A 23,373-nucleotide genomic window follows, 5' to 3' on the forward strand; every position below is an offset into this window, starting at 1 on the left:
CTCAGTGCCGCCGGGGCGGCCAGGGAATGAAGCCGCTGGTGGACTGCACATAGTCACTGTAGCCGGGGCGGCCGGACATGGCCTTCTCCGTGAGCGGCTTCCCGGTCTTGGCGGTCAGCGTCCAGATCATCAGGGCAGGGGAGAGGATGGTCAGGACGCCGGGCCAGGACTCCGCCGCAATGAGGAACAGCCCGGCCCAGACGGCGGCGTCGCCAAAGTAGTTGGGGTGCCTTGTGTAGCGCCACAGCCCGGTGTTCAGGACGGTTCCCCTGCGGGCGGGGTCGTTCTTGAACTGCTCCAGCTGCCGGTCGCCCACCGACTCGAAGATGAATCCGGTCAGCCATACTGCCGAACCAGCCACGGCGAGAGGCCCGAGCGGACCGGCGGCGAACATGCCCACCTGGATGGTCAGCGAGACGAAGAACATCACCAGGCCCTGCGGCAGGTAGACACGGCGGAGGGCGTAGGCGTTCCGGGACCCGCGTGCTCCTTTGAGCAACGCCACGTAGCGGGGGTCCTCATGGCCGCCGCGCGCCCGGCGGCCGATGTGGGTGCCGAGCCGGATGCCCCAGATGCCCGTCAGAACCAGCAGGAGTACCCGCCTGCCGCTGGCGCCCTCCCCGGCCGAGAGGACAAAGGAGATCAACGCGATGACGACAAAGCCCGGGCCCCACGCCACGTCCATCACCGAATGCCGTGCTTGGCCAGCGGCCACAGTACCGTCGGCCACAGTACCGTCAGCCCCGGCCCCGATGGCAACAGCGTAGGTGACAGCGAGCACCAGCACCACGCCCAGGGCTGCCCACGGCAGGCTGGCCACGAACGCCTCCAGCGCAAACGGGCTCATGAAAGATGCTTCACAGAACGGGTCGCCTCACAGCACCAGGGGCAGTGCCTCGCCGGACGGGGGCAGCACCCTGTCCAGGGCCGCGGCGGACGCGGAGGACCCTGCCTCGGGAACTCCGGTCCGTTCCAAGAAGGCCTTCATCAGGAACCCGGTGGCCAGCCTGTGCCATAGCCGGACCCTCCGGAACATGAAGTGCCCGGCCCCGCGGAGCGAGACGTACCTCAACTCCGCCGCTCCCGCCGCCGCTCGCCGCGCGAACCGCAGTGATGCCGCCGGGCTCGTCCACCGGTCCTCGTCCCCGTGCACGATCAGCACTTTACGTCCCGTGACCACGGCGGCGGGAGTGGCACCGTCGAGCCACGGGGCCAGCGCCACCACAGCGTCCACGTTCGGTTCGTCCGCCGCGCAGATGGCGGTGAGGCCGCCCATCGAATGCCCCAGCAGGTAGATGGGCACGCCGGGATGCGCCGCACGGATTTTGGCCAGCGCCCAGCGTGCATCCTTCAGTGGCGTCATGTCCTCGCCGTTCCAGCCGCGCACGCTGTTCCGCAGGATCCACACCTCCAGGCCGTGCTTTTTGCCGGCACCGTGCAGATGGCGGGCGAACGGCACCATCCGCGCCGGGCTCAGGTGCCTGGCCTGGACGGGCTCGAAGCTGCGCGACTTGCCGCCGTGCAACACCAGGGCCACGCCGCGGGTGGGACCGGACGGGGCCAGAACCGTCAGCACCGCTTCGTTGTCAGTTCGGCGTTGGCTCACTGCTGCATCCTCCGACGTTTCGTCGTTCATTTATCAACCCTATGGCGGCCGCCGTAGAGTTCAAGCATGAGGTTTAGCTGCTGATGGGTGCAGGTCACTCCCACGGTCATACAGGGCATACGGAGCCAACCGCTGAAGCGATGGCCGCCCGCACGAAAGCAAACAGGATTCTGGCTGCGGTACTGATCCCGCTGACCCTGCTGACCCTTGCGGCCATGGCCGCTCTTTGGCCCTCGGGCAGCAAGGAAGGCCTCACCCTGGCCAACCCGTATGCCGCAGCCCCGGGAGTCACTTTCGACACCGGGCGGATCCAGCGCGTCGTCACCGAGAGCTGCACGCAGGCCTCAGCTGGAGACGCGGCAGCCCAAAACGGTACAGCCCAGGGCAGCACAGACGGCGGCTCGCAATGCACCTTCGCGTTCACCGAGCCGGACAAGGGCGGCAATCCGGTCAAGGTGGTGATCAACCCGGACATCGCCAAGTCGCACGGCGTCAAGGTGGGCGACAACATCCGCTACCTGAACCTGTCCCACGCCCAGGCGGCTGCCACCGGCGCCGATGCCCCGGCGGCCCAGGGGTCGCCGTCGTACATCTTTGTGGACTTTGTCCGCACCATGCCGATCATCCTGCTGGCCATCCTCTACGCCGTCGTGGTGGTGGCCGTGGCGCGCTGGCGGGGGCTGCGCGCCCTGATCGGCCTCGTCGGCGCCTACTTTGTGCTGGGCAGCTTCATGCTCCCGGGCCTCGTGGAGGGCAAACCGCCGCTCCTGCTGGCCCTGGTGGGTTCGACGGTGATCATGATCGGCGTGCTGTACTTCGCGCACGGCTTCTCGGCGCGGACTTCGACGGCGCTGCTGGGCACCATTTTCGGGCTCGGCATCACCGCCCTGCTCGCGGCCTGGGCCACCGACGCCGCGAACCTCGCCGGCGTGGGAAGCCACGACGCCGCCACGCTCGTGAACATCTCGGACAGCATCTCCATCTCCGGCATCATCCTGTGCGGACTCATCATCTCCGGGCTCGGCGTGCTGAACGACGTCACCATCACGCAATCGTCCGCGGTGTGGGAACTGTACGAACTCGCTCCCAACACGAGTGCCCGGAAGCTGTTCTCCTCGGCGATGCGGATCGGCCGCGACCACATCGCCTCCACCGTGTACACCATTGCGTTCGCCTATGCGGGCGCCGCCCTGCCCATCCTCATCATCGTGATGCTCTACAACCGTCCGCTGGGGGAGGCGCTGACCAGCGCCGAACTGTCCGAGGAGGTCATCCGCACCCTCGTCGGCTCGATAGGCCTGGTGCTGGCGATTCCGGTCACCACGCTGATCGCCGTGCTGGTGGTCAAGGCCACGGGCGTCCGGTCCGGCGGCCATGCCGCCATAACGGCCGACGACGTCGATGACGCCGGTGCGCTCGCGGCCGCTGCGGCGGTGGCTGGCCGGGAACGTGCTGAAGCTGACGCGCCGCCGGCGACCCGGCGGGGACGGCGTGCCGCGCCGCGTGACCAAACCCAGCGGGACTGAGTGCCGCCGTCGGCCTCCCGCCCGGGATTCCGCCCGATTTGCCCGCCTTTGAGACAATGGACGGGTGACTGTTGTAGCAACGCCGCCCGCCCCCCGGCTGGAACTTCCGCCGCTGAAACTCGGCCCCATCACCGTGGACACCCCGGTGGTGCTCGCCCCCATGGCCGGAATCACCAACACCGCCTTCCGCAGGCTCTGCCGTGAATACGGCGGCGGGCTGTACGTGGCTGAGATGGTCACCTCCCGTGCCCTGGTGGAGCGCACCCCGGAATCGCTGCGCATCATCTCCCACGACGACGACGAGAAAGTCCGGTCCGTCCAGCTCTACGGCGTGGACCCCGTCACCGTGGGTGCGGCCGTCCGCATGCTGGTGGAGGAGGACCGGGCAGACCACATCGACCTCAACTTCGGCTGCCCCGTGCCCAAGGTCACCCGGCGCGGCGGCGGATCGGCCCTGCCGTGGAAAATCGACCTCTTCACGGCTATCGTCCAGACCGCCGTCCGGGAGGCGTCCAAGGGCGGCATCCCGCTGACCATCAAGATGCGCAAGGGCATCGACGATGACCACCTGACGTACCTCGACGCCGGCCGGATCGCGCGCGATTCCGGCGTTGCCGCCGTCGCCCTGCACGGCCGCACGGCGGCGCAGTTCTACTCCGGCCAGGCGGACTGGTCCGCCATCGCCCGCCTGCGCGAGGCCCTTCCGGACATTCCGGTGCTGGGCAACGGTGACATCTGGTCCGCCGAGGACGCCGTCCGGATGGTCCGCGAAACCGGCGTCGACGGCGTCGTCATCGGCCGCGGCTGCCAGGGCCGGCCCTGGCTGTTCGGCGACCTGCAGGCAGCGTTCGAGGGCAGCGACCAGCGGCACCGTCCCAGCCTGCGCGAGGTGGCCGAGGGCGTCTACCGGCACGCTGAACTCATGGTCGAAACCTTCGGAAATGACGAATACAAGGCGCTGCGGGAGATCCGCAAGCACATGGCCTGGTACTTCAAGGGTTACGTGGTGGGCAGCGACCTGAGGACGAAACTGGCCACCGTGCCCACCCTCGAAGTGCTCCGCGAACTGCTGGACCAGCTGAACATGGACCTGCCGTATCCCGGCGTCGACTCCGAAGGGCCCCGCGGGCGCGCCGGTTCACCCAAGAAGCCGGCCCTGCCCAAGGACTGGCTGCTCAGCCGCCAGCTGAACGAGGACCAGTCGCGGGACATCGCTGCGGCGGAACTGGATGTGTCCGGTGGCTGAAAGCCGGCTGGCGGAAGCCCGCACCACCCCGCAGGCACTGCCGGGCTACGAAACCCGCGACACCGCCCGCTGGGTGGAGGAGCCGCCCAAGAGCACGTACCGCTCCGACTTCGAGCGCGACCGCGCCCGTGTGCTGCACTCCTCGGCGCTGCGCAGGCTCGGCGCGAAGACGCAGGTGGTTGCCCCGGACACGGACGACTTCGTCCGCACCCGGCTGACGCACAGCCTTGAGGTGGCGCAGGTGGGCCGGGAACTGGGCCGTGCCCTGGGCTGCGACCCGGATGTCGTGGACACCGCGTGCCTCAGCCATGACCTCGGCCACCCGCCCTTCGGGCACAACGGCGAATCGGCGCTCAACGAGATGGCCCACGCGATCGGTGGGTTCGAGGGCAACGCCCAGACCCTGCGGCTGCTCACCCGGCTGGAACCGAAGGTGCTCGACCCGGAAGGCAGGCCGGCAGGCCTGAACCTCACCCGGGCCAGCCTTGACGCGGCCGCGAAGTACCCCTGGTCCGCCCTGGACGCCCCCGTGATCCACGGCCAGCGCACCAGCAAGTTCGGCGCCTACGAGGACGACCTGCCCATCTTCAACTGGATCAGGGAAGGCGCCCCGGAACGCCGGTCCTGTCTCGAAGCGCAGGTCATGGACCTGGCGGACGACATCTCGTACTCCGTGCATGACGTCGAGGACGCGATCGTGGCCGGGCACTTCCAGCTGCGGTGGATGGACAACCCGGACCACCGGGCCCGCGTCGTGGGGTACGCCAAGCAGTGGTACCTGCCGCACAACGATCCTGCCGCCATCGACGCCGCCCTGGCCCGGCTGGAAGCCACCGATGTCTGGGTGCGCGAGGCGGACGGCAGCCGCAAGTCCATGGCGGCGCTGAAGGACATGACCAGCCAGCTCATCGGCAGGTTCTGCCAGAGCGCGCTGGAAACCACCCGCGCCGTCTACGGCCCGGCGAACCTGACCCGCTACAACGCCGAACTCATGGTCCCGGACGAGACCGTCCTGGAGATCGCGGTGATGAAGGGCCTGGCCACCACGTTCGTGATGACCACCGACCACCGGCAGCCCATCTACGAGCGCCAGCGCGAGGTGCTCCACGCCCTGGTGACGGCGCTGAACGCCTCCGGGGACCGGCACCTCGAACCGATGTTCGCCGCTGACTGGCGCGAAGCCGCCGACGACGCCGCCCGGCTCCGCGTGGTCATCGACCAGGTGGCATCGCTGACGGACGGCTCGGCGCTGGCCATGTACGAACGGCTCGTGGGCAGCCTGCCGTCCCTGTGGTGACGTTGGACTCAGCAGTCCACATATGCCCCGGAAGCGCTGCTCGTGCCAGTGGGCCAGAGACTAGGATTGCTTCGTGGCTGGGCTGATTAAACGGGAAGACATCGATGAAGTCCGCCAGCGCACGGACATCAAGGAAGTCGTCGACGGCTACGTCACGCTCAAGGGCGCCGGCCTCGGCTCCTACAAAGGCCTGTGCCCCTTCCACGACGAGCGCTCGCCGTCGTTCACCGTCCGCCCCCAGGTGGGCCGCTACCACTGCTTCGGCTGCGGCGAGGACGGCGACGTCATCTCCTTCGTGCAGAAGCTGGACCACACCTCCTTCCACGAGGCCGTGGAGAAGCTGGCCGCGCGGATCGGGTACGAGCTCCGCTACGAGGACGGCGGCACGGGTCCCAGCCGCGAGGAGGTCGGCAAGCGCCAGCGGCTCCTCGATGCCCACAAGATCGCCGACGAGTTCTTCCGCGCCCAGCTGCTGACAGCCGGCGCCGCCGAGGGCCGGAAGTTCCTGCAGCAGCGGGGCTTCGACCGGGCAGCGGCCGACCACTTCGGCGTCGGCTACGCACCCCAGGGCTGGGATGCGCTGCTCAAGCATCTGCGGGGCCGGGGCTTTACTGATCCCGAGCTGAAGCTCACGGGCATGTTCTCCGAAGGCAACCGGGGCATCTACGACCGCTTCCGGGGCCGCCTGATCTGGCCCATCCGGGACATCGCCGGCGACACCATCGGCTTCGGCGCCCGAAAGCTCTACGAGGACGACCAAGGCCCCAAGTACCTCAACACGCCGGAAACCACGCTCTACAAGAAGTCACAGGTGCTCTACGGGATCGACCTTGCCAAACGGAACATCGCCAAGGACCGGCAGCTGGTGGTGGTGGAGGGCTACACCGACGTCATGGCCTGCCACCTTGCCGGAATTCCGACGGCGGTGGCCACCTGCGGTACAGCGTTCGCCGCCGACCACATCAAGATTGCCCGCCGGCTGCTGTCCGACGACGGCACCGGGGGAGAGGTCATCTTCACCTTCGACGGCGATGCGGCCGGCCAGAAGGCGGCCCTGCGGGCCTTCGAGGAGGACCAGCGCTTCGTGGCCCAGACCTACGTGGCCGTCGAACCCACCGGGGCCGACCCCTGCGACCTGCGCCAGACGAGGGGTGACGCCGCCGTCCGCGACCTCATCGCGTCCCGGCGGCCGCTTTTCGAATTCGCCATCCGAGCCACCCTGCGGAAGCACAACCTGGACACTGTGGAGGGGCGGGTCGCCGCGCTGCGTGAGTCCGCCCCCGTGGTGGCCCAGATCCGCGACGCCGGGCTCCGGCCCGGCTATGCCCGGGAACTGGCCGGGTGGCTGGGAATGCCCATCGAGGACGTCTCCAGGGCAGTGGTGGCCGCCGCTAAGCGCGGCAGTGACCAGAGCAGCCAGAACGTGCCCGGCGTAGCCGCGCTCCCGCCGTCGGGCGTCATTCCGTCCTTCCATCGTCCCGATCCCCGGGACCCGGTGGCGTCCATGGAGCGGCAGGCCCTCGAGGTGGCGCTGCAGGAGCCGGCGATGCTGGGGGGTGCGGCCTGGGAGCGGTTCGCGACCGCCCGGTTCGCCACGCCCGCCTACCAGGCCATCCACGACGCCATCCGCGCCACGGCTCCAGGCTTCTCCGGCGATGCCGTGCAGTGGGTGGAAGCGTTGCGGCAGGAGGTTCCCGAGCCGCTGCAGCCGCTGGTGTCGGAGCTCGCCGTGGTGCCGCTGCCGGCCAACACTGCCGAAGCGGTGCAGAAGTACTGCCGGGACATCCTCGCCAGGCTGTTCGAGCTGCAGATCACCCGCATCAAGGCAGACAAACTGGGGCAGTTGCAGCGGCTCGATGCCACTGCCCACCCCGAGGAGTTCCAGCAGCTGAACCGCGAGCTCATGATGCTCGAAATGGAGCGCCGGTCGCTGCGCTCCGACGCCTAGGGTGGACAGCCAAAGACGCCGATTTCGTTTCCGGGCAGGGTGTTGCTAGGCTAGTACCCGCTTCATTCCTCCTTAGCTCAATTGGCAGAGCATTCGACTGTTAATCGAAGGGTTGCTGGTTCAAGTCCAGCAGGAGGAGCGCGCAGTCCCCGTTCCGGCTTCCGGAACGGGGACTTTTTTATACCCAGGAGGGGTATTCGAGCCCACTACTGGCGCCGATTTCCCATTGCGGCAGAACGTTTGCTAATGTCATACCTGCTTCATTCCTCCTTAGCTCAATTGGCAGAGCATTCGACTGTTAATCGAAGGGTTGCTGGTTCAAGTCCAGCAGGAGGAGCGCGCAGTCCCGCGGTTGGCCCCAGAGCCGGCCGCGGGACTTTTTTGTGCCGCCAGTGCGGCGTCAGGCGCTGCGGCGTCAGACGAAATCCATCTCCACCTGGAGGAAGCGCTCTGCCTCCGCTATGGCGGCTTCAAACGCCTCCCGCTCCGTGGGGGACTTCCGCGGCTCGCGGGGGTGCCACTCGTGGGGCGAGGAGTGCACGCGTGTGAAGCCGCCGTCGGGCGGGGCATAGAAGATGCCGAACCGCTGGACGGGCCATTCGGGAGAGGTTTCGGGGGCCACCAGCAGGGCGGCATTGAAAGCCGGGTTGAACCACTGGGCTATGGGCCGGCGCCGGTCCTCGGTGAAAAGTCCCGCCGCATAGAGCGCTGCCGACTGCGCACTGGTCTGGGTGCACAGCCGGTCCCACCACAACGGCAGAATGCCGGAGTCGCACCGCTGCCACGTGGCCGGAAGCGGGGGATGATCCTGCCAGTGGGGCACGTAACAACTTTATCGCGCAGGTACCCCAGCGAACAGATGGCCTGACGTCGATCGCCCCCGGTCCGGAGGTACGGCGCGGCTTAGTGGGAGCCGCGGGTCAGGACCGGTTCCACGGTCCTGGATTGACGCGGTACAGCAGGGCAGAACCGACGACGGCGCCCACCAGGATGCCCAGCGCTGCGTTGCCCATCATCCTGCCGGCAAAGAATCCGGCCACGGCGCCGAGGATGGCTCCGAGGAACAGCCCTCTGCCGTTGCGGTGGGGTTTGCGGGTCATGCTGCCAGCCTACCCGGGGTGCCGCAGGGGACGTCAGTGGATCGAAGGCACCGTCCGGGGCCGGACCACAAGCCACAGGGCGGCGGCTGCGAGGAAGATGCAGCAGGCCTGGACCGCGCCCATGGGGGTGGCGGAATTACCTCCCAGCCACCCGACGACGGGGGAGATGATGCCGGCCATCATGAACGTGGACGCGCCGAGCAGGGACGCAGCCGTGCCGGCCTGCGCCCCGTGGCTGGCCAGCGCCAGGACCTGCACGCAGGGGAAGGTGAATCCGGTGCCCAGGATGTAGAACCACAGCGGAACCAGGACGCCCCAGAGCCCGAACCCCAGCTGGTCGAACACGACGATCAGCACGGCCATCAGGAACATCCAGGCCGTGGAGCAGGCCAGGATCCACTGCGGCGGGACGCGCCTTATCAGCCGGGAGCTTGTCTGGACCCCCGCGACGATGCCCAGCGAGTTGATGCCGAAGAGCAGGCCGTACTGCTGGGGTGAGAACCCGAAGACGTCCTGGAACAGGAAAGGGGAGGCCGAGAGGTAGGTAAACAGGCCACCGAAGTTCATCCCGCCAAGCATCAGCAGCCCCACGAAGATCCGGTCGGAGAAGAGCACACCGTACCGCTGCCGGGCCGTCAGTCCGGACTGGCCGCGTTTCTCCCGCGGCAGCGTCTCCCGGACCAGCACGATGGCGGCCAGGATCACCACGGTGCCGTAGCAGGCCAGGAACACGAAGATGCCGGGCCACGGCATGACCAGGAGCAGCTGGGATCCAATGACGGGCGCCAGGATGGGCGCGAGCCCGTTGACCAGCGCCATCCGGGAGAACATCCGGACCATGGCGTACCCGCTGAACAGGTCGCGGACCATGGCCATCGCCACCACGCCGCCGCCGGCCGCGCCGATACCCATGAGGACGCGGAACACGCCAAGGGTCGCGATGTCGGTCGAGAACGCCGCCCCGAGGGAGGCAGCAATGTGCAGGGCCGTGGCCAGGATCAGCGGGAGCCTGCGCCCGAACTTGTCGCTGAAAGGTCCCACCACCAGCTGCCCCAGGGCGAAGCCGACAGTGGTGCCGGTGAGCGTCAGCTGGACGGCGGCTTCCGAGACGTTGAGGCTCGCTTCCAGGGCAGGGAAGGCGGGCAGGTAGAGGTCCACGGTGAAGGGCCCGAGGGCGGTGAGCGCGCCGAGTAGAAGGATGTACAGGAGTTTCTGCCGGCGGCTGAGCGCATCGCCCGGGTTGGTGGTGGTCACAGAGAACCATCCTAGGGCTGACAGATCAGACTTTTACAGCGTTGGAGGGCTCGCCGGGGCTAATTCCAGAAGTTCAGGCTGACCCTGAATGATAGTTTTGTCAGCGGGGGCGCGCGGACGCACCGGAAACCCCCGAAAGCAGCGAAAAAAATCGACGACGGACCAGTAAGGCGGAACCTATGAGCGGGCGTCACAGCGGGCGGACCAACCAAGGACTGCGTATCACTGCGCTGCCAAAGACAGTGAAACTGGCCCTCAAACTTGCGCCGCGCCAGCTCAATGATGAGATCGCCCTGGCCAAGATCGAAGCGAAGCGCAAAGGCAAGCAGCTCGGCGTCGCCGGTGCGTTCTTCGGCGTGGCCGCCGTTTTCCTTGCACTGCTGGTCACCGGTCTGATCGTGGCAGCCATCATGGGCCTGGCCACCATCATGCCGGCCTGGCTGGCTGCGCTGCTCGTCAGCGCGGTCTTCCTGCTTATTGCGCTGATTGGCGGGCTCATCGGCCTCCGGAAGTTCAAGCAGGCCATGCCGCTGATTCCGGAGGACACGGTCCGCGGCCTGAAACACGATCTGGGCATCGCCAAAGAGGGCTCGGACTTCAACGCCGCCGTGCTTGATCCCAATTCGCCCCAGGCGAAGGCCGCCGCGGAAGCAAAGGCCGCGCAGAAGGCCAGAGAGAAGGCGGACAAGGAAGCCAAGAAGTCGGCCGAGGCCGTGGATGTCCCCGTGGCCACCGAGCCTGAACTCCGCCGCCGGCTGAAGCAGCGCCGTGAACACCTGACCGGTGTGCGCGATGAGCTTGGCGAGGAACTGGACGTGAAGACCCAGGCCCAGGCCCTGCTCGGCGTCGCGAAGCACCGCGCCGCGGAGGGCAACGAGAAGTTCCAGGAGGCCCGCGGACGTGCCGCCGAACGTTTCGCCGCCATGTCGGCGTCGGCGCGCTCCGGGGCTTCGGAGGCCTCGCTGCCCGGACAGCTGGAGGCGCGCTGGAAGCCGCTGCTGGCCCTCGCTGCATCCACGGCCGTCCTGCTCACGCTGCTGCGGAAACTCTTCAAGAGCTGAGCCTTGCCCTGAACGAAGACTGTAAGAGGCCGCCGGCCGCGGAGAGGGAGGCCTGATGAGATTCATCGGCGCTGGTTCCCGTGCCGGGCGGCCGCATGTCGATCGTGATCTGGTCTACACCGTCCCCAACCTCCTCACGGTACTGCGCTTCATGGGCGTGCCGATTTTCGTCTGGCTTGTTTTGGCCCGGAAGGAATACGGAGTAGCAGTGCTGGTGCTGGCCATCATGGGCAGCACCGACTGGATTGACGGATATGTCGCCCGGCGGTTCAACCAGACTTCCAAACTGGGGCGCGTCCTGGACCCCATCGCCGACCGGCTGGCCCTGATAGCCGTCGCGGTCACCCTGGTGATCGCCGGCGTCGTGCAGTGGTGGTACCTGGCAGCGTTGGTGGTCCCCGATGCCGTCCTGCTGGGCATGTCGCTGTTCTACTTCCGCGGCCACCCGGACCTTCCCGTCAGCCTGGTGGGCAAGGCCCGCACGGGCCTGCTGCTGCTGGGTACTCCGCTCCTGATGCTGTCCAAGCTGCCCATTCCGTTCGCCGGGGCATGGTTCGTGGCAGCCTGGGTGGTTTTGGGGCTGGGTCTCGTTGGACACTGGATTGCCGGCTACAACTATTTCTGGGCGATCCGCCGCAAAGGAAAAATGCTGGCTCCCGACAACGGCGGGAACGGCTGATGGTCTGGGTGGCGGTTGCGCTTGCGGTCATGGGCGCCTTTTGCCTCGCCTTTGGCGCCCAGCGCCAGGGCAGTGCCGTCAAGGCGGACACCGGGGGGCTGGCGCTGAGTTCCAACGGCTTCCTGCGGCTCCTGCGGAACCCACGGTGGGTCTTTGGCCTCTTCCTCCTCTGCCTCGGCATGGCCATGAACTCGGTAGCACTGGTTACGGCACCGCTGACCGTGGTCCAGCCCATTGGCGCCATCGCCCTGGTGATCACCACCGTGGTCAACACCAAGGACCAGGGGTTGAGCATCAACCGGGCCACGGTGGTGGCCATCACCGCGTGCGTTACGGGTTCGGCGCTGTTCGTCCTGCTTGCCGTGACTGTCACGCAGGAGAGCCACCACGTCACGCCTGAAGACGAACTCACGATTGTGCTGCTGCTTGCACTGGCGGTGGGCATCTTCGGCAGCCTCGCGGCCATGTTCAAGCACCGCATGAGCGCGTTCATTTACATTTTGGGTGCCGGCATCCTGTTTGGTTTCGTGGCCGTGCTGACCCGGATCATCGGCAAGCATCTCCTGGACCCGAACGGCCTGTTCCTCCTCAACGTGCCGTGGTATTCGGTGGTGGCCATTGCAGCGGCCGGGGGACTCGGGTCATGGTTCGTCCAGAGCGCCTACTCCTCCGGTCCGCCGGATCTGGTGATCGCCGGCCTCACCGTGGTGGACCCTATTGTGGGCATCGCGATTGGCATCACGATCCTCGGCGAGCTGCGCCCCGATGTCCACGCCGTCCAGGCGATTGCCATGGGTACGGCGGCAACCCTTGCTATCGTGGGGGTAATTGCCCTTTCAAGACACCATCCCGAGGTCACCAAGCGGAAGAAGGACGTTCGGAAGGCCACGGGCAGGGCGTCCCACTAGCCGGTTTTACTGCGGAACAGGCAAGAATGTGCCGGTGCATCACGTGCCGGCACCGGCCGGTGTGGTCAGCCGCAGCCGACCACCATGACCACCAGGAGCTTTCTACGTGACCATGCCCGACGCCCAGCGTCCACTGACCATCCTTATCGCGGCCGACACGTACCCGCCACACGTTAACGGAGCCGCCCAGTTCGGCTACCGGCTGGCCAAAGGCATGACGGCTCGCGGACACGATGTCCACGTGCTGGCGTGCCGGCAGGACAAGGGCAGGAGCTTTACGGAGTTCCGCGCCGAAGCCACCGTCCACCGCCTCCGCTCGCACAGCGTTTTCACGCACGAGTACTTCAGGGTCTGTTTCCCGTGGGAGATCAAGAAAGAAATCAGCCTCCTGTTCGACAAGGTCCAGCCGGACGTAGTGCACATCCAAAGCCACTACATGATCGGCGAGCACGTCCTCTATGAGGCAGTGAAGCGCGGCGTCCGCGTCGTCGCCACCAACCACTTCATGCCGGAGAACCTCAACCCGTTCCTGCCGTTCCCGCAGTGGTTCAAGGACATCATCGGAAAGATCTCCTGGAAGGACATGGGGAAGGTCATGGGCCAGGCGGACGTCGTTACGACGCCCACGCCGCTGGCCGCGAAGGCCATGCACCAGCATGCCTTCCTGCGCAAGGTACTGCCGCTGTCCAACGGCATCGACTCGGCAGCCTACGAACCCAAGCCCGACGAGGTCATTGAGCCGCACGAACACCCCACGGTGCTGTTCGCGGGCCGCCTGGCCGAGGAGAAGCACGTGGACGTGCTGATCAAGGCGGTGGCCGCCACCCCCGCGGACCTGAAGGTCCATCTTGAAATCGTCGGCGGCGGCGAGGTCCGCCCGTCGCTGGAGGCCCTGGTGGAACGGCTCGGCCTGCAGGACCGGGTGAAGTTCCTGGGCCTGGCCAGTGATGACGAACTGCGTGAGGCCTACATCCGGGCTGACCTGTTCTGCATGCCCGGTACCGCGGAACTGCAGTCACTGGTGACCCTGGAGGCCATGTCCGCGTCGACGCCTGTCCTGCTGGCGGACGCGATGGCCCTTCCGCACCTGGTGCGCGACGGCGAGAACGGCTACCTGTTCACGCCCAACGACAGCGCAGACCTGGCAGCTAAGATCACCCGGATTCTCCGGCTGCCGGCCGAAGAGCGCAAGGCCATGGGCGACGCCAGCCGGTGCATGGTGGAACCGCACAGCATCCAGGGGACCCTGCAGACATTTGAGGACCTCTACTACGGGGCGAACTACGAGGACAAAGTCGTCTAGGTGCCGGGGTTGCTTGAGGTTGGCGGTGTGTGAAGTGGTCTGAAGCCCTTCGCCGGTTTGCTAGAGTGAATCTGCCCCGCCGACGACGGGCCCCCTTCCGGGCCGGCGCTGGCCGGGCGCACCTCCCGGTATGCGGGGCCGGTGCACGGGGCTATAGCTCAGCTGGTTAGAGCGCGGGACTCATAATCCTAAGGTCCTCGGTTCAAGTCCGAGTAGCCCTACCTCCAGAGCCCTGATTCGCGTCATCGCGGGTCAGGGCTCTTCTTCTTTTCCAGGCTGGTCGCCGGGCATAGAGTTCGGCCATGACCATAGACGTCTCCACGGCCGGGTTGCTGGCGGAGGTCATTCCCGCCCTTCTCGTTTTCCTGGCACTCGAGGACCGGCTGTCACCATCCAACATCCCGCGCCGAAAATGGCGGCGGCGGCTGACGCGCTGGCGTGAAGCTGCAGTAGTGGCCAACCTGTTTGCACTCGCTTTCTGCCTGGCCATTGTTGTGACCAAGGCCGAGTACTTTCTGCTGAGTTGGTTCATCGCGGCCAGTGTCGCCTACCTCGTCGGAGTGCTCGCGCTGCTGTTCGCCGGCATGTTCCGAAGCGAAGAGGGCCGGGTTCCCCGGGAGGACTGAGCCAGGGAGGATCAGGCGGTGTTGCGCTTTCCTTCTGCCTTCCCGTGCTGTAAGTTACTCATCAGTAACAAGTCCTGGCCGCGGCCTTCTCCGCCGCGGCCGCAGGGCACTGGGTCACTGCAAGGAGCGCCATGTCCGCCGCTGAAACCGACATCAACAGCCTGCCCTACGCCGACGGCGACTTCTTCTCCTTCGAGCAGCTGCTCACTTCCAAGGAGCGGGACAGGCTGGCCGAGGTCCGCTGCTTCCTGGCCCGGGAAGTGAAGCCCATTGCGGTGGACTGCTGGAACCGCGGCGAATTTCCCATGGACCTGATTCCCAGGCTGGCCGAGCTCGACCTCGTCAGCCCGGTGCGGCGGCAGGGCTATTCCAATCTGTTCGCCGGCATTGTGCACGCGGAGGTGACCCGCGCGGACGCGTCCATCGCCACCTTCATGGGTGTGCACGACGGGCTCTTCGCCGGCTCCATCGAAGCCCTGGCTTCCCAGGAGCAGCAGGATGCCTGGCTGCCGGACATCTACTCGCTGCGCAAGATCGGTGCCTTCGGGCTGACGGAACCCCTCGGCGGTTCCGACGTCGCCGGCGGCACGCGCACCACCGCAAGGCGGGACGGTGACCGCTGGGTTCTCAACGGCGCCAAGCGCTGGATCGGCAACGCAACATTCTGCGACTGGGTGGTGGTCTACGCGCGTGATGTGGCTGACAACCAGGTCAAGGCTTTTCTCGTGGACACCACGCTGCCGGGGTTCAGTGCAACGAAGATCGAGAACAAGATCTCGCTGCGGACCGTGCAGAACGCGGACATCACCCTCGACAATGTGGTGGTGCCGGACTTCTTCAAGCTGGCCAACGCCAACAGCTTCCGGGATACCAACAAGGTCCTCAAGGTCACCCGCCTCGCCGTTGCCTGGCAGGCAGTGGGCCAGCAGCTCGCCGCCTTCGACGTGGCCCGGCGCTACGCCGTGGAGCGGCACCAGTTCGGGCGCCCGCTGGCCGCCTTCCAGCTGGTGCAGAGCCAGCTGGTCCAGATCCTGGGGAACGCCGTCAGTTCCATGGGCATGATGGTGCGGCTCGCCCAGCTCGAGGATGCCGGCCAGGCCAAGGATGAGCAGTCAGCCCTCGCCAAGGCCTTCACCACTGCGCGGATGCGGGAAAGCGTGGCCATCGGCCGGAGCCTGCTCGGCGGAAACGGCATTGTGACGGACTTCGAGATGGCAAAGATCTTCGCCGACGCCGAGGCGATCTACTCCTATGAGGGCACCCACGAAGTCAATACCCTGGTGGCGGGGCGGGCCATCACCGGCGTCTCCGCGATCGTCTAGTCCGCGATCGTCCAGTCCGCGATCGTCGGGCAGCTCAGTTCAGCAGCTCAGTTCAACAGCTCAGTTCAGCGGCAGCAGCACCGAGGGCCGCAGGTCCAGGATGAAGGACAATGGGTTGAGGTACTGCTCTCCGCGGCGGACGCCCCAGTGCACGCAGGGCGAGGAGCCGCAATGGCCGGCCAGTAGGGTGCCCACCACGGCGCCCTTGGCCACGGAAGCGCCCTTCCTGAGTGTGCTCCGCACCGGTTCGAAGCTGCTGCGCAGGCCATTGCCGTGATCAATGGTGATGACGGGCCGGTCCACCACCACGCCCACGAAGCTGACGGTGCCGGACTCCGGGGCGGTGACCGGACCGCCGTCGGACGCTGATCCAAGGTCCACGCCCCGGTGCCCGCTCAGCCACGGTTTGTCAGGAGGGTCGAATGGGCGCAGGACCGCCGGCCGCGGCGCAAGTGGCCAGCTCCAGCCCGCCGGCGCCGCCGTGGTGGCCCAAGCGGGGGAAGCCGGTGCTAAGACAAATGGGGCGGGTGCGGCGGCCGCGGTCGTGAGCAGGAGCAGCGCCGCCATCACAAAAGCTCTCATGTCCCCAGCATGGGCGCCCGATCCACCGGCAGGAACGGGGCCTCCGGCCTATGTGGAAAACGCCGCACGTTGCAGCAGTGATGCGGCAGGACCGGTGCATTTGCCGCGGTCCGCTGTAGTACACTTGGTGGAGCAGTTTGCTGTGCCCTCAACGCATTCCATTTCGTGGCTAGCGTCAGCACGCCCCATTCAGGAGTGCGGGGGAGCAGCAGCTGACTACGCGTATCCAGCCCTCCACCACCGGTAAGCAGTCGCTTGCTGCTGCGGAGGATTGTGCCTCTTGCGGTCAGGCCCGGCAACGGTCCTGATGAGAAGTGCAATGGATGCCAGGAGCCTGTGCCCGCCCGGGTAAGGCTAATTAACCGTCAACTATTGGCAGGGTAAGAGCGGCCGCGGCCGCTCTCATGAATGACCTGCCGGAAGGAGCGTCGGCATGCCCGTCGTAACCATGCGCCAGCTGCTTGACAGCGGCGTCCACTTTGGACACCAGACCCGCCGTTGGAACCCGAAGATGAAGCGCTTCATCTTCACCGAGCGCAACGGCATCTACATCATTGACCTCCAGCAGTCGCTGTCCTACATCGACCGTGCCTACGAGTTCGTCAAGGCCACCGTTGCCCACGGCGGCACCGTGCTGTTCGTCGGCACCAAGAAGCAGGCTCAGGAAGCCATCGCCGAGCAGGCCACCCGCGTTGGCCAGCCGTACGTCAACCAGCGTTGGCTCGGCGGTATGCTCACCAACTTCCAGACTGTTGCCAAGCGTATCCAGCGCATGAAGGAACTCGAAGAGATCGACTTCGACGACGTCGCCGGCTCCGCTTACACCAAGAAGGAACTGCTGCTTCTGCGCCGCGAGCTCACCAAGCTCGAGTCCAACCTCGGCGGTATCCGCAACCTGACCAAGGCACCGTCCGTGCTGTGGGTTGTCGACACCAAGAAGGAGCACCTGGCTGTTGACGAGGCCAAGAAGCTCAACATCCCGGTTGTTGCCATCCTGGACACCAACTGCGATCCGGACGAAGTCGACTTCCCGATCCCGGGCAACGACGACGCCATCCGCTCCGTGAACCTCCTGACCCGCGTTGTTGCTGACGCCGTTGCTGAGGGCCTCATCGCCCGCAACCAGCGCGCAACCGGCACCACCGAGACCCCGGAAGAGCCGCTGGCTGAGTGGGAGCGCGAGCTCCTCGAAGGCAGCAAGACCGAGGAAGCCCCGGCTGCCGAGGCTGCTCCCGCCGCAGAAGAAGCTCCCGCCGCAGAGGAAGCCCCGGCTGCTGCCGAGGGTACCGACTCCGCGAAGTAACAACTTCATCGGGATTTCCGGGCGCTGTCCGCAGCGTCCGGGCAACTGACAGGATGGCCGCTCACTGTGTGAGCTGCCGTCCTGTCGGTCCGTACACACAAAAATTTTCTAGACAGAGGGGTTCACATGGCGAACTACACTGCCGCTGATATCAAGGCTCTGCGCGAGCGCACCGGCGCCGGCATGATGGATGTCAAGAAGGCTCTCGACGAAGCCAACGGCGACGCCGAGAAGGCGATCGAGATCATCCGCATCAAGGGCCTGAAGGGCGCCACCAAGCGCGAAGGCCGCTCCACCGCTGAAGGCCTGGTTGCTGCCAAGGTCGCGGGCGGCGTCGGCGTAATGATCGAGGTCAACTGCGAGACCGACTTCGTCGCCAAGGCTGACAAGTTCATCCAGCTGGCTGACAAGGTCCTGGCCGTCGCCGTCGAGTCCGGCGCTGCCGACCTCGAGACCCTGCTCGCCACCGATGTTGACGGCAAGCCGCTGTCCGAGGTTGTCGTCGAAGAGGGCGCAATTCTCGGCGAAAAGGTCGTTGTCCGCCGCATCTCCCGCATCGAGGGTGCTACGGTCGACGCTTACCTGCACAAGACGTCCAAGGACCTCCCGGCCCAGGTCGGCGTCCTGTTCGCTGTTGACGGCGAAGGCGAAGCAGCTGCCACCGCCGCGCACGATGTTGCCGTTCACGTTGCAGCCATGGCCCCGAACTACCTCTCCCGTGAGGATGTTCCGGCTGAGCTCGTCGAGTCCGAGCGCCGCATCGCCGAGGAAACCGCAAAGGCCGAGGGCAAGCCCGAAGCTGCGATGACCAAGATCGTCGAAGGCCGCGTTACCGGCTTCTACAAGGGTGAGGTCCTGGTTGACCAGGCCTTCGCCAAGGACGCCAAGAAGTCTGTGGCGCAGGTCCTCGAAGAGGCCGGCGTCAAGGGAACCGCGTTCACGCGTTTCCGCGTCGGCTCCTAGTCTGACAAGCAAGGGGGTGGCCACTTCGGTGGCCGCCCCTTTTGCATGCACCGGCCACATAAGAAATATGAGCGCTGGCCGGATGCGCGATAACCTAGCTCAGAGTTCACCAACCGGAAGGCACCATGGAAGCCGTCAATACTCCCGTCCAGTCAGAGAAGAGCAGGCGCCGGGTTCTCCTGAAGCTGTCCGGTGAAGTCTTCGGCGGCGGCAAGCTGGGCGTCGACCCGGACACCGTTCGCGCAGTGGCCAAGCAGATCGCTGCCGCCGTTCCCGACGTCGAGGTGGCCATCGTGGTTGGCGGCGGCAACTTCTTCCGCGGTGCCGAGCTGTCCCAGAGCGGGATGGACCGTTCGCGTGCCGACTACATGGGCATGCTGGGAACCGTCATGAACTGCCTCGCCTTGCAGGACTTCCTGGAGCAAGCCGGTGTTGAGACCCGGGTCCAGAGCGCCATCACCATGGGACAGGTGGCCGAGGCCTACATTCCCCGCCGCGCCATCCGCCACATGGAAAAGAACCGCGTAGTCATCTTCGGTGCCGGCGCAGGCCTGCCGTACTTCTCCACGGACACCGTGGCTGCCCAGCGCGCACTCGAGGTGCACGCCGACGTGGTGCTCATGGCCAAGAGCGGCGTGGACGGCGTATACACCGCCGACCCCAAGAAGGACCCGACCGCTGAAAAGCTGGAAAACCTCAGCTACGACGACGCGCTGCGCCGCGACATCCGCGTCATGGACCAGACCGCCATGACGATGTGCAAGGACAACAAGCTCTCCATGGTGGTGTTCGGCATGGAAGGCGAAGGCAACGTCACGCGTGCCATCCGCGGCGAAAAGCTGGGAACGCTGGTCACGCCCTAGTTACAGCTAGGATATTTCTAGGACGGTTCCGCCCACTGGGCGGGACCAGGATTGTGAAATGCCCGGTTTGCCGGGAACCAATTTCTGAGGAGAGACCGTGATCGAAGAAACCCTGCTCGAAGCCGGGGACAAGATGGACAAGGCTGTTGAGGTCGCCAAGGAAGACTTCGCCTCGATCCGCACCGGGCGGGCAAACCCGGGCCTGTACAACAAGGTCATGGTGGAGTACTACGGCACCCCCACCCCGCTGCAGCAGCTGGCATCCTTCGCGATCCCGGATGCCCGCACCATCCTCATCACGCCGTTCGACAAGACCGCCCTGCGCGACATCGAACGGGCACTGAGCGACTCCGAGGTCGGCGCCAACCCGTCCAACGACGGCAACGTCATCCGCATCACCATTCCGGAGCTGACGAAGGAACGCCGCAAGGAATACGTCAAGATCGTCAAGGCCAAGGGCGAGGACGCCAAGGTGTCCATCCGCAACATTCGCCGCAAGGCCAAGGAAACCCTGGACCGGCTTGTCAAGGACGGCGAAGCCGGCGAGGACGAGGGCACCCGCGGTGAAAAGGAACTCGACGCGATCACCAAGCAGCACGTCGAGGGAATCGACGAGCTCCTCAAGCGCAAGGAAGCTGAGCTGCTCGAGGTCTGATGGGCCAGGCACAGCAGGCCCCCGGTGCGCGGGCCCGAACCCGGACCCGCCAGCCAAGGCCCAACCCCACTCCTGGGGCCGGGCGTAACCTTCCGGCGGCAATCGCCGTGGGCCTGGCCATGCTCCTGGCGGTGCTCGGCGGGCTGCTCTTCCTGCCGCTCGGCTTTGTTGCCGTGGTTACGGCCTTCGCCGCCTTCGGCGTGTGGGAGGTCTTCCGCGCGCTCGAAGCCAACGGCACACGCCTGCCCATTGTGCCCGTCATGGTGGGCACGGTGGCCATGCCGTTCTCGGCCTACTTCGGCGGGCTGGAAAGCCTGCTGTTCGCGATGCTCGCCAGCAGCGTGGCGGCGCTGCTCTGGCGGTCCGTGGAAAGCGCAACCGGCTCGGCCCGCAGCATTTTCGCCGGGGTGTTCACCCTCGCCTGGGTGCCCTTCCTGATCAGTTTCGCCGCGCTGCCGCTGCACGTCGAGGGCGGCGCCTCCCCGGTGGGCCCATGGCCGGGCGGAACTGTGCCGGAGGGCGCCTGGCAGATCGTCATCCTGCTGCTCCTGGTGGTTTCCAACGACACTTTTGGGTACCTCGTAGGCGCGCGGCTGGGCAAGCACCCCATGGCGCCAAAGATCAGCCCGAAAAAGTCCTGGGAGGGTTTTGCCGGATCCATTGCGGGCGCCATGGTCGTCGGGATCCTGGCCAGCATCTTCCTGCTGAACAAGCCCTGGTGGGTGGGCGTCGTGCTGGCCATCGGCATGGTTGCGGCCGCCACCGCCGGAGACCTCGCCGAATCGATGGTCAAACGCGAACTCGGCGTCAAGGACATGAGCAGCATCCTGCCGGGACACGGCGGGGTGATGGACCGGCTCGACTCGATCGTGTTCGCCTCGCCGGTGGCCTTCATGCTGTTCGTCCTGTTTTCCGGGACCTGAGTTCCGCCAGGCCTGCTTGTCGCAGGAGTGCCTTCCCGCAGGTGCCTCTGGCACCCGGCCATCCGCGACGCCCTAGAATAATGCGGTTACGAACCGCCGAAGAAGTATCGAAGGAAACATGGTGAGAGTGGACAGCAAGCGGCAGATTCCGGCGTCGTTCGAACGCGTGGCGCGGACGGACTACGGCTACAACGCAAAGCAGGTGGACCAGTTCCTGCAGCAGGCCCGCGTATCACTGGAGACGCCCGAAGCGGCCGCCCACCCGCTCAAGAGCGCCGACGTCCGGTCCGTGTCCTTCGACCCCATCAAGGGCGGATACTCCGCCACCGCCGTGGACGCCGCCCTGGACCGTCTGGAAGACGCCTTCGCCCGCAGGGAGCGGGACGACCTTATCGCCGAACGCGGCGAGGACGCCTGGCTCCGGCAGATCGGACAGCTTTCCGGAACGCTGCGGGGCCGCCTTCACCGGCCCGACGGCGAGAGGTTCCGCCGCCCGGTCAAGAAAAAGGCGCGCAGCTACAACACCAAAGACGTGGACGCCCTGTGCCTGGACCTGATCGGCTACCTGGAACAGGACAAGCCCCTCAGCGTTGACAACGTACGCCGGGCCGTCTTCCGGCCTGCCGCCGGCAAGGACGGCTATGAGGAGACCCAGGTGGACGCCTTCCTCGACCGGGTGGTCGAGCTGATGGCCGCCATCGACTGACAGCCTGGCCAGCAGTGCTGGCTGGCCGCTCAGCGCTCCGTGGCCAGCGGCCGCTCGGGCGTGTGGAGCCGGGTCATCACCCTGGTGATGGTCCGCGGCACCCGGGAACTGGTGGCACGCGACGCCAGCACCATCACGGTGAAGGCTGCCGGTACCGTCCAGGCTGCGGGCTGCGCCAGCCACGGCGGCGTTCCCGCCACCCCCAGCAGTGTGCCCGCCACCATGGCGCCGCCGCACAGCAGACCGCCGGTCACCATCCCCGCGATGGCCCCGGCGTCGGTCAGGCCGCGCCACCAGATGCCGAGCAGCAGGACCGGACAAATGGTGGACGCCGTAAAGGCGAACACCAGGCCCACGCTCCCGGCGAGGGCCAGCGAGTCCGTCATGAGCGCCAGGCCCAGCGGAACGGTGATCGAGACCAGGGCCGCCACCCGGAAGCCGCGCACGCTGCCGCCCAGCACGTCCTGGCTGATCACACCGGCCAGCGAGACGACGAGCCCCGATGTTGTGGACAGGAACGCGGCGAAGGCCCCCGCCACGACGAGCGCGGACAGCAGCTCTCCGGCCGGGCCCCCGACGAGGCGGCCCGGAAGCAGCAGCACCAGGGCATCCGCCTGCCCCGCCCGTGCCAGGTCCGGGGCGAACAGGCGCCCGGCCAGTCCGTACGCCGTCGGAAACAGATAGAACACAGACAGCAGGCCCAGCACGATCAGCGTGGTCCGGCGCGCCGATTGCCCGTCGGGGTTGGTGTAGAAGCGGACCAGGACGTGCGGCAGTCCCAGCGTTCCGAACAGCAGGGCCACGAGCAGCGAGATGCTCTGGTAGGGGCTGGCCGGATTCGCCCCGCCCGGGTTCGTGGCCACTGCCGGCAGGGCGGGACCGCCATCCTCCGCCAGCACCAGCAAAATGAAGATGAGGGGCACGGCCAGTGCCGTGAGCTTCAGCCAAAACTGAAAGGCCTGGACGAAGGTGATGGAGCGCATGCCGCCAGCCACCACGGTGAGGCACACCACCACCACGACGGCGGTCGAACCGGCCCAGGACGGCAGTCCGGTGGTGGTCCGGATGGTCAGGGCAGCGCCGTGCAGCTGCGGGACGATGTAGAGCCAGCCCACAATGACCACGGCAAGGCTGGTGACACGGCGCACGGCCCGCGAGTCGAGCCGGGCTTCAGTGAAATCGGGGATGGTGTAGGCGCCGGAACGCCGGAGCGGCGCGGCCACGAACAGCAGAAGCATCAGGTACCCGGCGGTGTAGCCAACGGGGTACCACAGGGCATCCGTGCCGGACAGCAGGATCAGGCCGGCCACGCCCAGGAAACTCGCGGCGGAAAGATACTCTCCGCCGATGGCCGACGCGTTCCACCAGGGCGGCACGGTCCGGGAGGCAACATAGAAGTCCCCGGTGGTGCGGGAGATCCGCAGTCCGTAGAAGCCGATCACCGCCGTCGCCACGGAAACGGCGGCCACCGCCGCGATGCCCACTGCCGGGTTCACCGCAGG

At 66.6% G+C, this 23,373-nt stretch carries 23 protein-coding genes and 3 tRNA genes; 19 read left to right on the forward strand and 7 right to left on the reverse strand.

All coding sequences use genetic code 11. From position 1 onward, the window contains the following. Position 1: 1 nt before the first annotated feature. A complete protein-coding gene (locus LFT45_RS07745; RefSeq protein ID WP_236807806.1) occupies positions 2-847 on the reverse strand; it encodes a DUF1295 domain-containing protein in 846 nt (281 codons plus the stop codon). A 27-nt stretch (positions 848-874) separates the two neighbouring features. Further along, positions 875-1,636, reverse strand: a complete 762-nt coding sequence (locus LFT45_RS07750) for an alpha/beta hydrolase (RefSeq protein ID WP_236807807.1) — start codon at positions 1,634-1,636, stop codon at positions 875-877. Positions 1,637-1,689: 53 nt separating this feature from the next. Between LFT45_RS07750 and LFT45_RS07755 the strand changes: the two genes are divergently transcribed. The 6 genes from LFT45_RS07755 to LFT45_RS07780 all read left to right on the forward strand — a co-directional run bounded on the left by LFT45_RS07755 (position 1,690) and on the right by LFT45_RS07780 (position 7,960). Further along, complete coding sequence (locus LFT45_RS07755) at positions 1,690-3,132, forward strand: YibE/F family protein (protein WP_236807808.1); 1,443 nt, start codon at positions 1,690-1,692, stop codon at positions 3,130-3,132. Between the two features lie 64 nt (positions 3,133-3,196). Beyond that, positions 3,197-4,378 (forward strand): tRNA dihydrouridine synthase DusB, encoded by a 1,182-nt coding sequence (dusB, locus tag LFT45_RS07760; protein ID WP_236807809.1) that lies wholly within the window; start codon positions 3,197-3,199, stop codon positions 4,376-4,378. Next, entirely contained in the window at positions 4,362-5,675 is a 1,314-nt protein-coding gene (locus LFT45_RS07765; RefSeq protein WP_236807810.1) for a deoxyguanosinetriphosphate triphosphohydrolase, read from the forward strand. Before dusB ends, LFT45_RS07765 begins: the two co-directional genes overlap by 17 nt. Before the next feature lie 73 nt (positions 5,676-5,748). Next, a complete protein-coding gene (dnaG, locus tag LFT45_RS07770; protein ID WP_236807811.1) occupies positions 5,749-7,623 on the forward strand; it encodes a DNA primase in 1,875 nt (624 codons plus the stop codon). Between the two features lie 66 nt (positions 7,624-7,689). Further along, positions 7,690-7,762 (forward strand) — tRNA-Asn (locus LFT45_RS07775). A gap of 125 nt (positions 7,763-7,887) precedes the next feature. Further along, positions 7,888-7,960: transfer RNA gene (locus LFT45_RS07780), tRNA-Asn, on the forward strand. Positions 7,961-8,038: 78 nt separating this feature from the next. On the opposite strand, the gene LFT45_RS07785 is transcribed toward LFT45_RS07780, so the two are convergent. From LFT45_RS07785 to LFT45_RS07795, 3 genes are all read right to left on the reverse strand, one after another. Next, positions 8,039-8,446 (reverse strand): hypothetical protein, encoded by a 408-nt coding sequence (locus LFT45_RS07785; RefSeq protein WP_076798221.1) that lies wholly within the window; start codon positions 8,444-8,446, stop codon positions 8,039-8,041. A gap of 97 nt (positions 8,447-8,543) precedes the next feature. After that, entirely contained in the window at positions 8,544-8,723 is a 180-nt protein-coding gene (locus tag LFT45_RS07790; protein WP_236807812.1) for a complement resistance protein TraT, read from the reverse strand. 33 nt (positions 8,724-8,756) lie between these two features. Beyond that, positions 8,757-9,977 (reverse strand): multidrug effflux MFS transporter, encoded by a 1,221-nt coding sequence (locus LFT45_RS07795; protein ID WP_236807813.1) that lies wholly within the window; start codon positions 9,975-9,977, stop codon positions 8,757-8,759. A 179-nt stretch (positions 9,978-10,156) separates the two neighbouring features. Here LFT45_RS07795 and LFT45_RS07800 point away from each other — a divergent pair, with 179 nt between their 5' ends. The 7 genes from LFT45_RS07800 to LFT45_RS07830 all read left to right on the forward strand — a co-directional run bounded on the left by LFT45_RS07800 (position 10,157) and on the right by LFT45_RS07830 (position 15,876). Then, positions 10,157-11,038 (forward strand): phage holin family protein, encoded by an 882-nt coding sequence (locus tag LFT45_RS07800; protein ID WP_236807814.1) that lies wholly within the window; start codon positions 10,157-10,159, stop codon positions 11,036-11,038. Between the two features lie 55 nt (positions 11,039-11,093). Beyond that, complete coding sequence (locus LFT45_RS07805; protein ID WP_236807815.1) at positions 11,094-11,717, forward strand: CDP-alcohol phosphatidyltransferase family protein; 624 nt, start codon at positions 11,094-11,096, stop codon at positions 11,715-11,717. Continuing rightward, positions 11,717-12,625 (forward strand): DMT family transporter, encoded by a 909-nt coding sequence (locus tag LFT45_RS07810; protein WP_236807816.1) that lies wholly within the window; start codon positions 11,717-11,719, stop codon positions 12,623-12,625. The genes LFT45_RS07805 and LFT45_RS07810 overlap by 1 nt, the downstream gene beginning before the upstream one ends. A 106-nt stretch (positions 12,626-12,731) precedes the next feature. Beyond that, a complete protein-coding gene (locus LFT45_RS07815) occupies positions 12,732-13,928 on the forward strand; it encodes a glycosyltransferase (RefSeq protein ID WP_236807817.1) in 1,197 nt (398 codons plus the stop codon). A gap of 147 nt (positions 13,929-14,075) precedes the next feature. Next, a tRNA-Ile gene (locus LFT45_RS07820) sits at positions 14,076-14,149 on the forward strand. An 81-nt stretch (positions 14,150-14,230) separates the two neighbouring features. Further along, positions 14,231-14,554 carry a hypothetical protein gene (locus LFT45_RS07825; protein ID WP_236807818.1) on the forward strand — a complete coding sequence of 108 codons (324 nt, stop codon included), beginning with the start codon at positions 14,231-14,233 and terminating at the stop codon, positions 14,552-14,554. A gap of 131 nt (positions 14,555-14,685) precedes the next feature. Further along, positions 14,686-15,876 (forward strand): acyl-CoA dehydrogenase family protein, encoded by a 1,191-nt coding sequence (locus LFT45_RS07830; RefSeq protein WP_236807819.1) that lies wholly within the window; start codon positions 14,686-14,688, stop codon positions 15,874-15,876. Positions 15,877-15,936: 60 nt separating this feature from the next. Here the strand turns inward: LFT45_RS07830 and LFT45_RS07835 are convergent, their stop codons facing one another. Then, a complete protein-coding gene (locus LFT45_RS07835; RefSeq protein ID WP_236807820.1) occupies positions 15,937-16,458 on the reverse strand; it encodes a M23 family metallopeptidase in 522 nt (173 codons plus the stop codon). A gap of 433 nt (positions 16,459-16,891) precedes the next feature. On the opposite strand from LFT45_RS07835, the gene rpsB reads away from it, so the two are divergent. The 6 genes from rpsB (at position 16,892) to LFT45_RS07865 (ending at position 21,871) form a co-directional block, all read left to right on the forward strand. Further along, the gene (gene rpsB / locus LFT45_RS07840) at positions 16,892-17,761 is read left to right on the forward strand and encodes a 30S ribosomal protein S2 (protein ID WP_102970810.1); all 870 of its coding nucleotides are present in this window, start codon (positions 16,892-16,894) and stop codon (positions 17,759-17,761) included. Positions 17,762-17,887: 126 nt separating this feature from the next. Then, on the forward strand, positions 17,888-18,724 hold the full coding sequence (tsf, locus tag LFT45_RS07845) for a translation elongation factor Ts (protein WP_102970811.1): 837 nt from the start codon (positions 17,888-17,890) through the stop codon (positions 18,722-18,724). A gap of 125 nt (positions 18,725-18,849) precedes the next feature. Beyond that, positions 18,850-19,587 carry a UMP kinase gene (pyrH, locus tag LFT45_RS07850; RefSeq protein WP_236807821.1) on the forward strand — a complete coding sequence of 246 codons (738 nt, stop codon included), beginning with the start codon at positions 18,850-18,852 and terminating at the stop codon, positions 19,585-19,587. A gap of 97 nt (positions 19,588-19,684) precedes the next feature. Further along, on the forward strand, positions 19,685-20,242 hold the full coding sequence (frr, locus tag LFT45_RS07855) for a ribosome recycling factor (protein ID WP_102970813.1): 558 nt from the start codon (positions 19,685-19,687) through the stop codon (positions 20,240-20,242). Continuing rightward, on the forward strand, positions 20,242-21,165 hold the full coding sequence (locus LFT45_RS07860) for a phosphatidate cytidylyltransferase (RefSeq protein ID WP_236807822.1): 924 nt from the start codon (positions 20,242-20,244) through the stop codon (positions 21,163-21,165). The genes frr and LFT45_RS07860 overlap by 1 nt, the downstream gene beginning before the upstream one ends. A gap of 118 nt (positions 21,166-21,283) precedes the next feature. After that, a complete protein-coding gene (locus tag LFT45_RS07865; RefSeq protein ID WP_440155533.1) occupies positions 21,284-21,871 on the forward strand; it encodes a DivIVA domain-containing protein in 588 nt (195 codons plus the stop codon). Between the two features lie 29 nt (positions 21,872-21,900). On the opposite strand, the gene LFT45_RS07870 is transcribed toward LFT45_RS07865, so the two are convergent. Then, on the reverse strand, positions 21,901-23,367 hold the full coding sequence (locus LFT45_RS07870; RefSeq protein WP_236807824.1) for a sodium/solute symporter: 1,467 nt from the start codon (positions 23,365-23,367) through the stop codon (positions 21,901-21,903). Positions 23,368-23,373 lie beyond the last annotated feature (6 nt).

Origin of the sequence: Arthrobacter sp. FW305-BF8, from assembly GCF_021789315.1 — a bacterium.
Classification (GTDB): Bacteria; Actinomycetota; Actinomycetes; order Actinomycetales; family Micrococcaceae; genus Arthrobacter.